The sequence below is a fragment of the Parabacteroides johnsonii DSM 18315 genome, from assembly GCF_025151045.1.
Taxonomy (GTDB): domain Bacteria; phylum Bacteroidota; class Bacteroidia; order Bacteroidales; family Tannerellaceae; genus Parabacteroides; species Parabacteroides johnsonii.
The window spans coordinates 3,895,793-3,910,990 of sequence record NZ_CP102285.1 but is presented as its reverse complement, the minus strand read 5'-3'; the positions used below and the strand labels follow the sequence as shown (position 1 = coordinate 3,910,990).

General features: G+C 46.2%; 10 protein-coding genes. 2 read left to right on the top strand and 8 right to left on the bottom strand.

All coding sequences use genetic code 11. The features are described from left to right. The first annotated feature begins 84 nt into the window (after nt 1–84). On the top strand, nt 85–1,017 hold the full coding sequence (locus NQ564_RS16010; protein WP_008146901.1) for an Rpn family recombination-promoting nuclease/putative transposase: 933 nt from the start codon (nt 85–87) through the stop codon (nt 1,015–1,017). A 23-nt stretch (nt 1,018–1,040) separates the two neighbouring features. Here NQ564_RS16010 and NQ564_RS16005 read toward each other — a convergent pair whose 3' ends face one another. The 4 genes from NQ564_RS16005 to NQ564_RS15990 form a co-directional block, all read right to left on the bottom strand. Beyond that, nucleotides 1,041–2,048 carry a S41 family peptidase gene (locus NQ564_RS16005; protein ID WP_008146899.1) on the bottom strand — a complete coding sequence of 336 codons (1,008 nt, stop codon included), beginning with the start codon at nt 2,046–2,048 and terminating at the stop codon, nt 1,041–1,043. Between the two features lie 13 nt (nt 2,049–2,061). After that, nucleotides 2,062–2,961: a DUF3316 domain-containing protein gene (locus tag NQ564_RS16000; RefSeq protein ID WP_008155972.1), complete on the bottom strand. Its 900-nt coding sequence runs from the start codon at nt 2,959–2,961 to the stop codon at nt 2,062–2,064. A gap of 36 nt (nt 2,962–2,997) precedes the next feature. Continuing rightward, nucleotides 2,998–5,730, bottom strand: coding sequence for a DNA gyrase/topoisomerase IV subunit A (locus tag NQ564_RS15995; RefSeq protein WP_008146897.1), 2,733 nt, complete (start codon nt 5,728–5,730; stop codon nt 2,998–3,000). Nucleotides 5,731–5,861: 131 nt separating this feature from the next. Next, a complete protein-coding gene (locus tag NQ564_RS15990; protein WP_008146896.1) occupies nt 5,862–6,014 on the bottom strand; it encodes a hypothetical protein in 153 nt (50 codons plus the stop codon). A gap of 262 nt (nt 6,015–6,276) precedes the next feature. Between NQ564_RS15990 and NQ564_RS15985 the strand changes: the two genes are divergently transcribed. Then, the gene (locus NQ564_RS15985) at nt 6,277–6,750 is read left to right on the top strand and encodes an arsenate reductase ArsC (RefSeq protein WP_081450191.1); all 474 of its coding nucleotides are present in this window, start codon (nt 6,277–6,279) and stop codon (nt 6,748–6,750) included. On the opposite strand, the gene NQ564_RS15980 is transcribed toward NQ564_RS15985, so the two are convergent. The 4 genes from NQ564_RS15980 to NQ564_RS15965 all read right to left on the bottom strand — a co-directional run bounded on the left by NQ564_RS15980 (nt 6,747) and on the right by NQ564_RS15965 (nt 15,061). Continuing rightward, a complete protein-coding gene (locus NQ564_RS15980; RefSeq protein WP_008146893.1) occupies nt 6,747–7,964 on the bottom strand; it encodes a glycoside hydrolase family 88 protein in 1,218 nt (405 codons plus the stop codon). The genes NQ564_RS15985 and NQ564_RS15980 overlap by 4 nt on opposite strands. Before the next feature lie 35 nt (nt 7,965–7,999). Further along, a complete protein-coding gene (locus tag NQ564_RS15975) occupies nt 8,000–9,820 on the bottom strand; it encodes a heparinase II/III domain-containing protein (RefSeq protein ID WP_129650234.1) in 1,821 nt (606 codons plus the stop codon). A 342-nt stretch (nt 9,821–10,162) separates the two neighbouring features. Next, nucleotides 10,163–11,902, bottom strand: a complete 1,740-nt coding sequence (locus NQ564_RS15970; RefSeq protein ID WP_008146889.1) for a RagB/SusD family nutrient uptake outer membrane protein — start codon at nt 11,900–11,902, stop codon at nt 10,163–10,165. A gap of 12 nt (nt 11,903–11,914) precedes the next feature. Continuing rightward, a complete protein-coding gene (locus tag NQ564_RS15965) occupies nt 11,915–15,061 on the bottom strand; it encodes a SusC/RagA family TonB-linked outer membrane protein (RefSeq protein WP_008146887.1) in 3,147 nt (1,048 codons plus the stop codon). Nucleotides 15,062–15,198 lie beyond the last annotated feature (137 nt).

The following is a 15,198-nucleotide window of genomic DNA, read 5'->3' as shown; positions in this document are numbered from 1 at the left end:
TTGAACATTCTTCCCAATCCGTTGCCCGTTTATAAATAATATGTATATTTGTGGATCAAGTAATAACAAATAAAAACAGTAACTATGAAAGAAAAAGGGTCGGATCTGAAAATCACGGAAGAGATGGAAAGAAAAAAGTTGCAGGACAGGTATATTCGCTTCGACTGGGCCATCAAGCGTTTGTTGCGCCAAAAGGCCAATTTCGATGTGCTTGACGGTTTCCTGACCGTCATGCTGAACGAAGAAATCAGGATCGTCGAAATCCTCGAAAGTGAAGGCAACCAGGAAAGCGCCGACGACAAGTTCAACCGTGTCGACATCAAAGCCTTGAACAGCAAAGGCGAAATCATCCTTGTCGAGATACAGAACACACGCGAACTGCACTACTTGGAACGCATCCTGTACGGCGTAGCTAAAGCTATCACTGAACATATCTCGCTTGGCGAAGGCTACGAGAAAATCAAGAAAGTCTACTCCATCAGCATCCTCTATTTCGACATTGGTATTGGGACAGACTATATCTATCACGGCCAAAATCATTTCGTCGGTGTACATACGGGAGACCATCTGCGTGTCAACACGCGTGAACGGGATGTGATCGTCTCACGTCTTCCTGCCGAAATCTTTCCCGAATATATCCTGATCCGTGTAAACGAGTTCGACAAAGTGGCTCTTACCCCTTTAGACGAATGGATCGAATACCTGAAAGACGGCACAATCCATCCTGACACGACCGCACCGGGCTTGAAAGAGGCACGCGAGATTTTGAAATACTACTCGATGTCGCCCGAGGAACGCCTTGTCTATGATCGTCACCTCGACGCCATCATGATTCAAAACGACGTGATCGGCACAGCCAAATTAGAAGGGAGAATAGAGGGGAAAGCGGAAGGAAAAGCAGAAGGTCTTGCAGATGGTATACGCCAAGTCGCTTCCAAGATGAAAAACACGGGAGTAGACATTGCGACCATCGCAAAATACACCGGTTTAAGTGAAGAAATAATCCTATCTTTATGAGGAAAAGATACTTCTGTTTCTCTTTATTTGTAATCCCCTTTTGCCAACAACAACTCTATCGCCGCCTCTATGATCGTATCCCGTCCTTTTTGGATATCCTCGCCCGTAATGGAAACCGCAATGTCCGGATCGATTCCGAACTCCGTATGCTGTTTGTTTACATCCAGGACCGGGCAGGCCGAGAAACGGACACTCCATCCGTTCGGTAATTCCGAACTGAAAGGCAAGCCGCTGCCGCCTCCCGTACGGTCACCCATGACCGTGACTTGCGGAAGGAGACGCATCACATTGACAAAATCGTTCGTGGCACTATAGGAATGCCGATTGGTCAACACGACCACCGGATAAGGCCAGCGAATACGGTCTGAAGGAGAAAGATAGACCGGATTGGGCTGGGTGAAATCGTTATGCCCGTTTCCTTTCTTATATTGCGTATACCCCGTCAGAATCCTTTCCTCAAGGAAACGCGAGGCGATACGGTCGGAATAGAGCATGGAACCGCCCCCATTGTCGCGCACATCGAATATCAACCCTTTGCATCCCTTGAAATGTGCGAACATATAATCAAGGTTGTTTTCACCCACACCGCTCGAAAAACTACCGTAATAGACATATCCGATCTTATCGTCCGCCAAACGTTTGTACTTCATGCCTCCGGCAATCTTGTAATCCGTGCCGAGATAATTATCTTGTATTTCGGTATAGAAGTTGGCCGGATAATCTTCATACCAAGCCCAGTAACGAGACATATCAAAAGAAGAGATCAGGTTGGTATGCCCATCTTTTACCTCGGCCAACATCTTGCCGAGGATATCAAACAATTCGTACTGATCCATCGTATCTTTAACAAGCAGATTGTAGCGGTCGTGCACCTCGTCCCAGTCGACATCCTTGAAAGCAAAGAAGCAGTAGTTCTCGTCCATGATACGCCAAAGCGCCTCGAAATTATCACGGGGGGACGAATTATATTCCGTTGCTTTCTCGCAACCGAAGAAAAAGAGGAGACAGAGGGAAAAGAGAAAAGGTCTCATAAATCATAAATCTTTAATAGTAAGCACTTTTATACCGATCTCGCTCGCTCTTCAACCGCTTGCCTCCGAAAGAGACAAACTCTTTCACAAGTCCGATCATAAACGAGTTGGAGAGGACATGCGTCTTGATGCTGTTCACATCCGTCCGGTACATACTGTTCAGGTAACCGACACGGACCGTAAAGCTCGACACCGGAATATCGAGCGTGAAATAGTTCCTCATCGCAAACTTATTATGGAACGAACTGAACCGCACGATCCCGTCCGCACTACCTTGCGTCAAGAAATAATAGGGTTCGCCCTTATGCACCGAGAAGAGTACACCGGCAAACGGTATCTCCGCCTGATAACGGAGCGTGAGCGGAAAGTCCTTGATCTTAAAATTATAGATTGCCATAGCTGACAGGTTCAAATCGAAATCCGCCTTGCCTGAAACCGGATTGTTGCTGTTACGCGTATTATAGATAAAACCTCCCGAAAGACGTGCGGACGCTCCGGTCAGGACCTTCAATCCGGGTTGCAGGTGAGGAAAACGGTAATGATAGCCCAGACTATAATCCACGAATCCGGCATATTCGTTTGCTGTCCCTGCACCATTTCGGGTCGAACCGAACTCCACATTAATCAATTGCTGGCGGGACACATTATAGTCTGCCAACCGTACGACTTTCATCCGTTCATTGAGAATCCGTGCCACCCAACCTGTATAATTAATGTCCGTACTAGGCGAGAGATAGGTATCCCTCAAATTATAACCGCCGATCCCGACCATCGTGCTCTCGTTGGTCGAGCGGGGCGCGTCCTCTGCCTGAGCGGTTGCCGGAAAAGGGAGGCAAAGGAAGAGAAGGCAGAGGAAATTGACAATTGACAATTGACAGTTGACAATTAATAGTGGACGTTTAACAGTTGACACCTAAATCATTCTTTTTAAATTATTCATTCTTCATACTCAAAAAAGCTTCATTTGCCCGGTAATCTCATCGATAATATCCGAGTTGCTCTTATCTGCATCCGGATCGAGATCCGCTTCCCCACCATCATCGTCATTCTGCTCCTGCGGTTGTTCCACCGGAGCAAAACGGACGGGATCGAGTTCGTTGATTGTTTCTATATCAAAAGTCGAAATACGTTTTCCTTTCGCCTTGAATCCTTTCACGGCAATGAATTCTTCCGCATCCAACACCAGCGGTTCACGAAAAGCGTCATGCCCGCCAAACACCGCCTCGATTCGCGGATAAGCCTCGTCGGTAAGCAGCATCAAACGACTTTTCGGATTCTCACCGAGGAAATTCTGCTTGCGGCTTCCAGCCTCCAACTGGAAACGTTTCAGATAATAATACTTTTGGTCGGCATCGTAAAGGGCAGCCGTCCAAACCTTATTCGCATCAAACTTCTCGATATTCAATATAGTAGGTTCATAATGGTTGCTCAGATCGAAATTGGTCGTATAGAAATCGCCATTCTGAAGAATCACCAGGATCAGATCGTCACTCTGGAATTCACCCAACTCCTCTCCACGCCCGTCGTAATTCAGGCGTAATACATCGCGATCAAACCAAACCATACGGCCTCCCAAGGTCGAACTTCCTTTCTGCTTCAGGCTGACCTTATGGATATCCGCCTTTGTCAGGATATTCCCCATAGAGCCACGCCCTTTGATCGCGATCTCGCTGAAATCCTTCTCAAAGACAAGTAATTTCTGGCGGGGTTTCGGCTTCAGGATCACCTTTACCGTCTCGGCTTCGCCATTGGCATTGGCACTGAAATAAAGGATGCGAGAACCTTCCGTTCCCTTGGTAATATCATATTCCTTATCACGTGTCACACCTGTTACGGCAAAACGTTTGATATAATTATACCCCACCTTTCCATCCCGATAAATCACATTATAGATCGTACGGTTATCATTCCTCTTGAAGACATTCAAGTAAAGAATATCTTTTCCGACGAACATCTTCTCGCTCACCTTCACGACCTTGTACGTGCCGTTGCGGTAGAAAAGAATAATATCGTCGATGTCGGAACAGTTGCAGACAAATTCGTCCTTCTTCAAACCTGTCCCTATAAATCCTTCGGCACGGTTGATATATAGTTTTTCGTTCGCTTCGACCACTTTAGTCGCCTCGATCGTGTCGAAATTGCGCACCTCGGTCATACGCGGATAGTTCTTGCCGTATTTTTCTTTCAGCATCATAAACCAGTCGACCGTATAATCCACGATATGCGCCAGATGGTCGTCAATCTTGGCAATCTCTTCCTTATACTGGGCAATGGTCGCATTACATTTGTCCGTATTGAACTTAAGGATACGTCCCATCTTGATCTCCATCAGTTTCAGGATATCCTCACGGGTCACTTCGCGGATAAAGTGCGGTTTGAACGGGTCAAGGCGTTTGTCGATGTGAGCGATCGCCTCGTCCATATCTTTCGCCTCTTCAAACTCCTTGTCTTTGTAGATGCGTTCTTCGATGAATATCTTTTCCAGGGAAGCGAAAAAGAGCGATTCTTCCAATTCCCCTTTCTGTATCTCCAGTTCGGTACGGAGCAGGTGAAGCGTGTCGTCAGTCGAATGCTTCAGCACATCGCTTACCGTCAGGAAGTGCGGCTTGTTGTCCATAATGACACAACAATTCGGTGAAATGCTGATCTCGCAATCCGTGAAAGCATACAACGCATCGATCGTTTTGTCGGAAGAGACACCTGGAGCCAGGTGCACGAGGATTTCCACGTTACGGGCCGTATTATCATCCACCTTCTTGATTTTGATCTTTCCCTTATCGTTTGCTTTTAGGATCGATTCAATCAAAGTAGAGGTTGTCTTTCCATATGGGATCTCGCTGATAACAAGCGTCTTGTTGTCCAGTTTCGTAATCTTGGCACGCACCTTTACGGAACCACCGCGTTCACCGTCGTTATATTTTGAAACATCAATATACCCACCGGTCTGGAAATCGGGATACAAGGTAAACTCTTCCCCTCGCAAATAAGCGACGGATGCATCCAAAAGTTCGTTGAAATTATGCGGCAATATTTTGGAAGAAAGCCCTACGGCGATACCTTCCACACCTTGTGCCAGTAACAAAGGAAACTTGACGGGAAGCGTCACCGGCTCCTTGTTCCGTCCGTCGTAGGAAAGTTGCCAGAGAGTCGTTTTCGGATTGAAGACCGTTTCAAGCGCAAACTTGGAGAGGCGCGCCTCGATATAACGCGGAGCCGCAGCACCGTCGCCAGTGAGAATATTCCCCCAGTTTCCCTGGCAGTCGATCAACAAGTCTTTCTGTCCGAGCTGTACCAGTGCATCACCGATAGAGGCGTCGCCATGCGGGTGGAATTGCATGGTATGTCCGACAATGTTCGCCACCTTGTTATAGCGCCCATCGTCCAATCGCTTCATCGAGTGCAGGATTCGGCGCTGTACGGGTTTCAGTCCGTCGTTGATATGCGGAACGGCACGCTCCAAAATTACATAGGAGGCATAATCGAGGAACCAATCCTGATACATACCCGACAAATGATAAGAAACCCGGCTTTCCGATTTGCCCGGTATCTTATATTCCGAATGTATCTCCCGGCTTGCTTCCGTTTCGACAGTCTCATCCCTGTTTTCATCAGCAGCCGGTTGTCCTTCCGTATCTTTTATTGTTTCGTTTTCGTCCTGTTCTGTAATATCTTCTGGTCTCATATATCTCTATCCAAATCTTTTGCATCATCCCGGGCTCTGTGGCAATTGCTCATAAGCCATAATAGGCTGTAAATATACGAAATATTGCCGAAATAATAATAAAGAACAGGAGTTAGGCCCGCAAAAATTCATTATTTGGAAGTATTCATCACGCCAGCATCCGTATCTTGATTCCAGATTTTCTTTCCGCTGCTCTGATATTTCCGCCCAAACTGGAAATTCCAGGCGAAGGTAAGGAAGAAAGCACGGGAACTTTCATTGACATCAGTGGAAACTCCCGTCATGAAAACAGAGTCCGATGTTTGTAAAACGATATTTGCAAATTCAAGCTGTCCGGATGATTCTCAAAAGAACCTTGGCGACTTGATTATCAGGAAAAGGGGCAACTCGTTTTTCACAAGAGACAAGTATCAGAGCGAACAATAACGAGCCTATATAAACAATATCTTTCATGCAATAAACAAAATCAATCGGCAGCAAAGGTGAAATATTATCTCTAAAGCCTAACATTTATTACATTTGTTTGTTAAATAGAAAAAGAAGAACATGAAAATATTAATCCTTTGCTCTGACAACAGTTGCCTCAGCCAGATGGCACAAGGCTGGCTACAATCATTTGACAGAACGCTTATCGTTCATTCCGCCGGGATCAGTCCGGCCATAGAGGTACATCCGCTCGCCGTCCAGACATTGGCATCTTCCGGCATCGATATCAGCCATCATAAACCGAAAGCGGTAGAAGAATATATAGATGCCCCCTGGGACTATGTGATCACCGTCAGCAGAGATGCAGAAGAAAACTGCCCTGCTTTCACAGGAAAAGTACGCAACCTGATACACACCAGCTTCTACAACCCGGCACGTGCAAAAGGTACGCCCGAATCCATTGCCGGTGAATTTCGCCGGATCAGCAACCAGGTCAAAATGAAAATGTACGACCTGTATTGCGACGAAATACAGAACGGTGGATACGGGCCTACTTGCACCTGCGGCGCGAACCGGTTTTGCAGATGTAATTAGCAGCCTTTGGAACCCTTTTGCTCAATGTCTCGTTTCCGCTTCAAAGCTTCCAGGAAGTAATAGTCAGCATAATTCAACGGGACATCTATTTCTCCATTATGCGGAATACTTCCGACACAATGCATCAGCAAAAAGTTTCCGTTCGTACCCAACTCAGCTCGGTAAGCCGGAGAAGCCAGACTTTTCATGATCCGGTCGGCATATGCCTTATACGTTTGCGGTTCAGGCACATCCATCGTACTAATCTCATACAAAGCGGAGGCGATACAAGCAGCGGCCGAAGCATCCCGGTAATCGTCAGGAATGTTCGGGGCATCCATATCCCAATAAAATACAAGGTCTTCGGGCGTATTTTTATGACTGAACATAAAACGGATCGCTTTTAAAGCCAGGTCGAGATACTTCCGGTCTCCGGTCTCCCGGTAACACAGCGTCAGACCGTAAATGCCCCAGGCTTGTCCACGGCTCCATGCCGATTCGTGCGCATATCCCTGTGCCGTATGCCGATTGCGTACGGAGCCGTCTTTCAAGCTATAATCCACCACATGATAACAACTGCCATCCGGGCGATATTGTTCCTTTATAGTACGGTCGACATGCGAAACGGCAACCTTATAGAAAGCAGAGTCACCGGACAACCGTGTAGCGGCAAACAACAGTTCGAGATTCATCATATTATCGATGATCACCGGACACTCCCAGCCCCGTTCCGAAATCCATCCTCTATCCACGTCCCATGACTGGATAATCCCCGCTACCGGCCGAAAGCGGGTAGACAAGGAACGGGCAGCTTCGACAATCACCTCCTTGTATTCCGGATCGCCCGTCAGACGCAAACCGTTCCCAAAACTGCAATAAATCATAAAGCCGACATCATGGTTCCACTTGATGTTTTTGGCATCTTTCACCGCTTCCGTGTATTTCTGTGCAAGAGGCAACAGGCTCTTATCCCCTGTCAATTCATACAAATACCAAACCGAACCGGGGAAAAAACCACTGCGCCAGTCCGCCAAGTTACAATAATAAACGGAACCGTCCGGGTTCAGCGTAGTCGGGTTCATAAACTTGCCGCTCGCCTCGATCAGCTCGATTTCTTGTCCTATCTGTTTACGGGCAAACTCTACGTTCTCTTCAACAAACCCATTTCCTGTTCCTCCGCAGGAAATCAACGCAACACTGAGTGCCATGCCCATTAAATGCTTCACTTTTACCATCTTTATATTATTTATTTTTTAATGTAACTACTCTTCTATTCTCCCGACAAGAGAACTTTGATCACTTGTACAGGCTCACCCGATACTGATGCCGATAGGACCGTATACCCCTCTATCGGTTTCTCCGCTTCCGTCCCTCTTTTTGCCGCCTTTGTCGTAAAAGAAGCATTGGTGGGTGAAGCAATCTTCAAGGAAAAAGATTTACCGTCTTTCCTGAGAACGGCAGTATTTCCTTTACATTCAACGTCTGCCGAAGTTATCACGGACCATTGCACCGACTGGGACGGGCTCTGCAACCCTACACTGTCCGTAACCAGTATACGGGTATCATCAAGCATACGAAATGTCCGATAAACAAAACGGCTCTGTCCGGCATAAGCCGTGCTCATATTCATTGTGACAAAAGGTTGGGCGGCCCTATCGTCCAGCCGATCGATCTCACCTGTCCCGGCCGAGTTTTGCAGTTTATGGTCAATCGACAACGTATTGTGGCTGAAATTCGAATTTCTGAAATACGTCCAGCGCTGTCCATCCGGCTTATAATCCCAGAATCCGGGTAGGTTATAGTTATCAGTCCCCAAATCGTCCGTCCACCTTATCCCGTTCATCTCGACAATAAAGGTTCCTATATCCAGCTGTTGGTGCGCCATATCCGGATCTCCGGTTTTAGCAATCAGATAGAGACTGTTAGGAATATTCCGGTTTCCGTTGAACACGACAATGTCATTGATACCTTCGTACACCTTCAGTTTCGGCAAAGCATCAGCAGTAGAAGAGGCCGTATCATACCAAGGAATGGACAGGAAGTAGAATCTGAAATAATTTCCCTCATGAACCGTCTTTGACAAGACATCCCGATAAAATGTCGCTACTTCCGGTTGGTTGAAAGCCCGACTGAAATAAAAATAAATGGGCTCTGCCGCAGGAGCCGTACTACCGGAATTGGCAAAATTGAATATCTTGCCGGAAGGGCTTGTGCTATGCATATAATACAGGACGCTTTTATCCACTCCCACCATTTCCGAAAGTCCGAAGTCCCCGCCAAAATTATCATTCAACGCTTTCAACAAAAGAGATAAGTACATGTTCGTATATCCCCAATAAGCAGGTCCCTCGTAGCAAACACCATCCGGTGCAAAATGCTTCAGGCAGTTCGGGATATACCTGACCGCTTCACCAATGATATGCTTGGCCAGTTCCGGATAATGCTCTTCAATGGCCAAAGCACCCAATACCATTCCGGTATTGCAAACCACATTCCAGTTCGTTTCGCGTTTCGCCCAAGAATCCGCATTTCCGGTGTTATATTCCTCAACGACAAGATCCAATGCCTTTGTTTTAATTGAATGAACAACCAACTGTCTGGTCGAAGGAGCCAACACATCGTACAGCCAATCGTAACCAATGGCTACAGCCGTCGTCATTTCCGCCACATCCAAGTAGTGAATAGGATCCCAGTCAGGGAAATTACAAACGTGGACCAACTCTTTCTCCGCCTTCTCCGCAAAACGTCTGTCTCCGCTTAACCGGTAGGCCAGGGCCAGGTTTACCATCCGGTAAACCTGTTCACGGCTGATAGGCAGTATATCTTTCGTGTTTTTTATTTCCCTTCGAGGATCTTCCTGCGGAGGAACCAGCAACAAACGTTCCGCCTCCTTCATCAGGCCGACGTATAAGCTATCCAATAAAGGTTCGGTTCCAAATAAATCACGAATCCGCTGTTCCTCTTGCTTACTGAAAAGTAACCTGGGATGCTGGAGCAAGTCTTTTCCGGATTGCCGGACAGAGAGATCCCGCCCTGTTACCACAAAGGAGAACAACAGGAAAAATAAACCTATTAAATTAATCAATCTCATAAACACATAAGTTAAAGGGATTTTCAATGATCCAAATAAAAGAGACACAGTGTTCACAAAGCTTTCTTATATGCTAATCAGAGCTCCGCGACTCTGTGCCTCCATGCTACTATATCAAACTTAACACAACTGCTTAGAAACTGTTTTGATTTTTTACAAACAGCCTGCTTTGTTATTTTGCCATTGTTTTTGCCTATACTTTGAGCATCTTTTTGGTCATATCCGCCTCTCTTCTCCGTCAGATAGCCCGCTATCTTCCCCATCAGAGAGATGAATCTGATCCAAAAATACATCTCAAATCATGAAGCGAAAAAATCAAAACAGTTTCTTAATCAATCGAGGTTACCAACCCGGATTCTGTGTCAACGCATCATTCCGTTCCCTTTCCACACCAGGTATAGGCCAAAGCATATCACGTTCGGTAAACAGATGGGTATAGATCGGCTCGCCATAGATATTGACAGCATCAACGTTATTGAGCGTTTTGTGGGCAATTTCATATCCCCAACGACGCAAGTCACTGAAACGAAGTCCTTCCCCGGCAAACTCAACGGCACGTTCCTTGCGTATCCGCTCGGCCATCTGTTCTTTATTGCTGACAACCATCCACTCTGGACCGGAGTTCAAGCCCGGCATACCAACACGGGTACGAACCTTGTTGAATTCGATCACGGCCTTGTCTAACTGTCCCGCTTCGTTGTAGGCCTCGGAAAGCATCAAGAGAACGTCAGCAAAGCGGATCAAAGGAAAAGCGAACGGTGTATGCAAACGGTTGCTGATCGCACCGCCCTGATCTCCTTCGGTCACGAACTTCCGATAGAGATAAGATACCCAACCTGCATTGTTCTGGATTGTGCCACCGTTGGCATTCCCCGACAGGTTATGATCCAAAGCGAAGATCAAATCCACGTTAGTCGTTCGACCAATATTTCCCATATAGTGTGAATAAGGAACGATCACAGTGGCCATCAGGCGCGGATCGCGACAGGTATAGGCACTCAGGATTTTGGCTGTATCTGCTTCACGAAGCCCAACTATGGCTCCGGCTCCGTCCATCTCGACACTAAGGAGCTCCTTACGCTGTTCAGGTGTCATCGCGTTATAACCGGGGAAAATCTCATCCCAGTTGAAAGGGCGGCCATCTTTGAACTCATACATATCCACCAATTGTGTAGAAGGAACTGTATTGTTCCAGCAACTTCCATAAGCGCCACGGCATCCCATCAAAGCTTGTATCTGCATACCATATTCAGTGCCAACACCACTCTTATTCTGGATCGAGAATACTGTTTCCGGACTTTTCGCCCCGTTATAGAGTTTGAAAACACGGGCGTAATCGTCATCGAGATCATAACCATAGTTATTGGACTTGTTATAGACGATTTCTTCAAAATCGTTGATGGCTGATTGCCACTCCTTGTCATAAAGATACACTTTACCACGAAGGGCATAGGCAGCACCTTTAGTAGCACGCCCATATTCGCTGGCAGCATGTTCGACAGGAAGGTATTTGATCGCCTCGTCCAAATCTTCCAAAATATGAGCACGTACCTCTTCGAGGCTACTTCTCGGCTGTTTCAGATTCATAAACTCCTCGTTGACATTAGTTGACTCATCATAATAGGGAACCCCACCGAAAAGGTCTGTCAAGGAAAAGTAGAACATCGCACGAAGGAATTTGGCTTCCGCCACATATTCATTGATCTGTTCATCAGTGATAATACCGCCCATTCCCTTTACGGAACGTATAAAGGTATTGACACGATGTATACCGTCATAGAAGGTCTGCCAATGGGCTTGTATCGTTCCATCACGGTCGGTATAGGTAGCCAGGAACATCATATAATAGTTATACCCGTAAGCGATATCTCCCAAATGATCGAAGCAGAACTGGTAACCGTATGCCTCGTTCAGACGCAGCATGCCATAGATTCCCATCAAGCCTTGATGAGCGTGATCGCCGGTCTTGTAAAATGTACCTTCATTGACTTTGTCTCCCGGATAGGTCTCCAAATCATAGCAACCGGTGAATGTCATGGCAGCTAAAAGCATTGTCGCCAAATAGATTATGATCTTTTTCATGTTTTCAACTATTTAAAATGTAAGGTTTAAACCAAATGTTGTTAATCGCATAGACGGATATTTCGTGCCCGATACCTCAGGATCCAATCCCTTATATCCCGTAAAGGTCAAAGCATTATCGATGCTGACATATAAACGGAAGTTGTCGATCAGGAGTTTTTGCGAGAGATGTTTCGGAATAGTATATCCCAACTGGACATTTTTCACTCTCAAATAAGACTTATCCTGTACCCAGAAGTCACTTGCCACCCGGTTCCGTCCATCAGTATAATTTAGGAGACGCGGATAAGTAGCATCCGTACGCCCCGGATACCAACGTCCGTCTGCAATGGTCTTGTTGATCTGGTTACCCCGGCGCACTTGAGGCCAATAGCTGGCGCCATCCAATCCGCTCCAGTATGTTTTCAATCCGGTAGCACCTTGCAAGATACAGCTAAAATCCCAACCTTTCCAGTTGGCACCGAAATTGAATCCAAAAGTGAATGTCGGGTTAGTACCATTGCCAACTTTGATCTTGTCGTTGTCAGTGATGCATCCGTCTCCGTCAACATCTTTATATAAGAAATCTCCATATTCCGGTTTCTTATATTGCTTGAAAGCATCCGGATTATTCGCTTCCATAGCTTCCACTATTGCCATATCCTCTTCCGTCTGGATAATCCGGTCGACCGAAAGCACATATTGGATATTGATCGGTTCACCCTCCAAAATCATGTTGGTTCCGTTCAGAGACATCTCGTCACCTTTAAACTTCGTCACTTTATTTTTAACATATGAGAAATTCCCCCCGACAAAATAGTTCACAGAACCGATTTTGTCATTCCAGTTCAAACTCAGCTCGACACCCCGGTTGCGAACCTCAGCCGCATTGGATTTAGGAACGGTAGCATTACCATGCACCAATGGTGCTGGCAGTTCGATCAGAATCCCTTTGGTGTTTTTGACGAAAGCATCGACAGTTCCGCTCAATTTAGAGAACAGAGCGAAGTCCACACCGAAATTAGTGACATAGGAAGTTTCCCAAGTCAACGCCGCATTCGAAAGAGCACGTTGCGCCATACCGACCTGCAAGGCGTTGTTCAAGACATAATTAGAGGCCTGATAATACAACTGATAGTCATAGTTTCCCACAGCATTGTTTCCTAACGAGCCATACGAGGCGCGGATTTTCAACTGGTTAAGCCATGAGATATCTTTCATGAAAGCTTCCTGTTCCATACGCCAGCCCAACGAGAAAGAAGGGAAATAGCCCCAACGATATTTCTTGGCAAAACGGGAAGAGGCATCGGCACGAAGATTGGCTTCCAACAAGTATTTTTCATCCCAGTTCAAATTGACCCGGCCAAAAAATGAACGCATAGCCCAATTGGAATAGGTTCCGGTTGCAGTAGCATTGGCAGTGGCAGCATTCAACTCCGTCAATTCAGAGGATGTCAAATTTTCTTTGGAGGCCTCAAACCAGTTGTTACGGTAGGCTTCCTGACTGGCTCCGACCGTTGCTTGAATGTTCAACCGGTCGATCTCGGTTTCATATCTGACCAGCCCGTCCATATTGTTACGGACAGTCTTATTATTGCGGTTGATAACTTTCGAAACTCCAGTTCCGGCAATCTGCAACGTATTGTCATACAAGTTCCACAAATCATGGAAAACCGGCTGTTGATACAGGAACTGGTCGGAAAAAGCATACGTATAAGATCCTTCAATCGTCAAACCTTTAAACGGCCTCAGCTGGGCATAAAAACGAGAAACGATATTATTGGTCGTACGATTTCCTTTGACGTCGTTCAACATCTTCAAGACATTGTTGGAGCTACTCTGCGGGTCGTCTTCCGGATTGTTTACACCACCATACCGGCCATCAGGTGCCTGATAGCAGATACCCGGTGTGGTAGCTTGCATGTAGGTATAGAAATTGTCATTCGATTCTGTCTTCAACAACCCTAACTCCTCTTTTCCACGCGTACCGTAAGCATTGACACCAATAGTAAACCAATCTTTGACTTCCGCGTCCAAATTGACACGGGCACTATAACGTTCATACCCGGAATTTTCCATAATACCGGGATTGTTCATGTAATTACCGGATATATAATAGTGAATCTTGTCAGATCCTCCATTGATATTGATTGTATGGTTCTGCATCCATCCAGTCTGAAATAGAGCGTCCTGCCAGTCAGAGTTCGGATATTTGACAGGATCACTGTTACCAGCCGCCCGCCATTCATCGATTTTCTCTTGACTGAAGATCGCGGGGAGGTCGCTATTGAGTTGCCCTTCGTTATACAATTCCATATAATCGGCATAATTGGAGACCAAGTCGATACGGTTCGCCACTTTCTGCATTGTGACATAACCATTATAAGATATTTTCGCTTCACCCGATTTCCCCCTACGGGTAGTGATCAGAATGACACCGTTTGCAGCACGGGAACCATAAATGGCAGACGAAGCAGCATCCTTCAATACCGAAATGCTTTCTACGTCTTGCGGGTTGATATTATTCATGCTGGCTTCCACTCCGTCGATGATTACTAACGGATTGGAATCATTTAACGTACCCTGCCCACGTACACGGATCGTTGCCCCATCGTTACCGGGACGTCCACCATTACCGGCTGTTACAGAAACACCGGGAGCCATACCGGCAAGTCCAGCGGAGAGAGAAGTGATCGGACGGCTGTCTACCATCTTGCTCATATCGACAGAAGTGACCGCACCGGTCATATTCACCTTCTTTTGCGTACCATATCCCACAACCACCACTTCATCCAAAGCCTGTGAATCTTCTTTCAGCAGAACCGTGAAAGAGGTCTTTCCGTTCACCGGAATCGCCTGATCTATATAACCGATGTAAGAAACGACTAGTACGGCATTCGAGGATACCTGCAAAGAAAAATGTCCTTCCATATCTGTAACCGTCCCGTTCGTAGTTCCTTTTTCCACTACGTTGGCACCAACTACCGGACCGAGAGCATCCTTTACTATTCCCGTAATCGTCACTTTCTTTTGCTGAGACAATGCTACAGCATACTTTTCCATCACTTCTTCCCCGGCACTAACCGGATTGGCCAGGGTAACTCCTGTCGACAAGAATAGTGTGGCCATTCCTGCAAACACCGTTTTCCTAAAGAAAGGAATGTTTAAATCATTCATCATTAATAGGTAGATTTAGATTAATAAATTTTGATAAACTCCGGAAGCAAATGTAGCCGGGCATAAAAAAACGGACCTATACTTAGCGTCCGTTTCTTATGTACACATAGTCCAAATAGAAGATTTAACTATTTGAATAT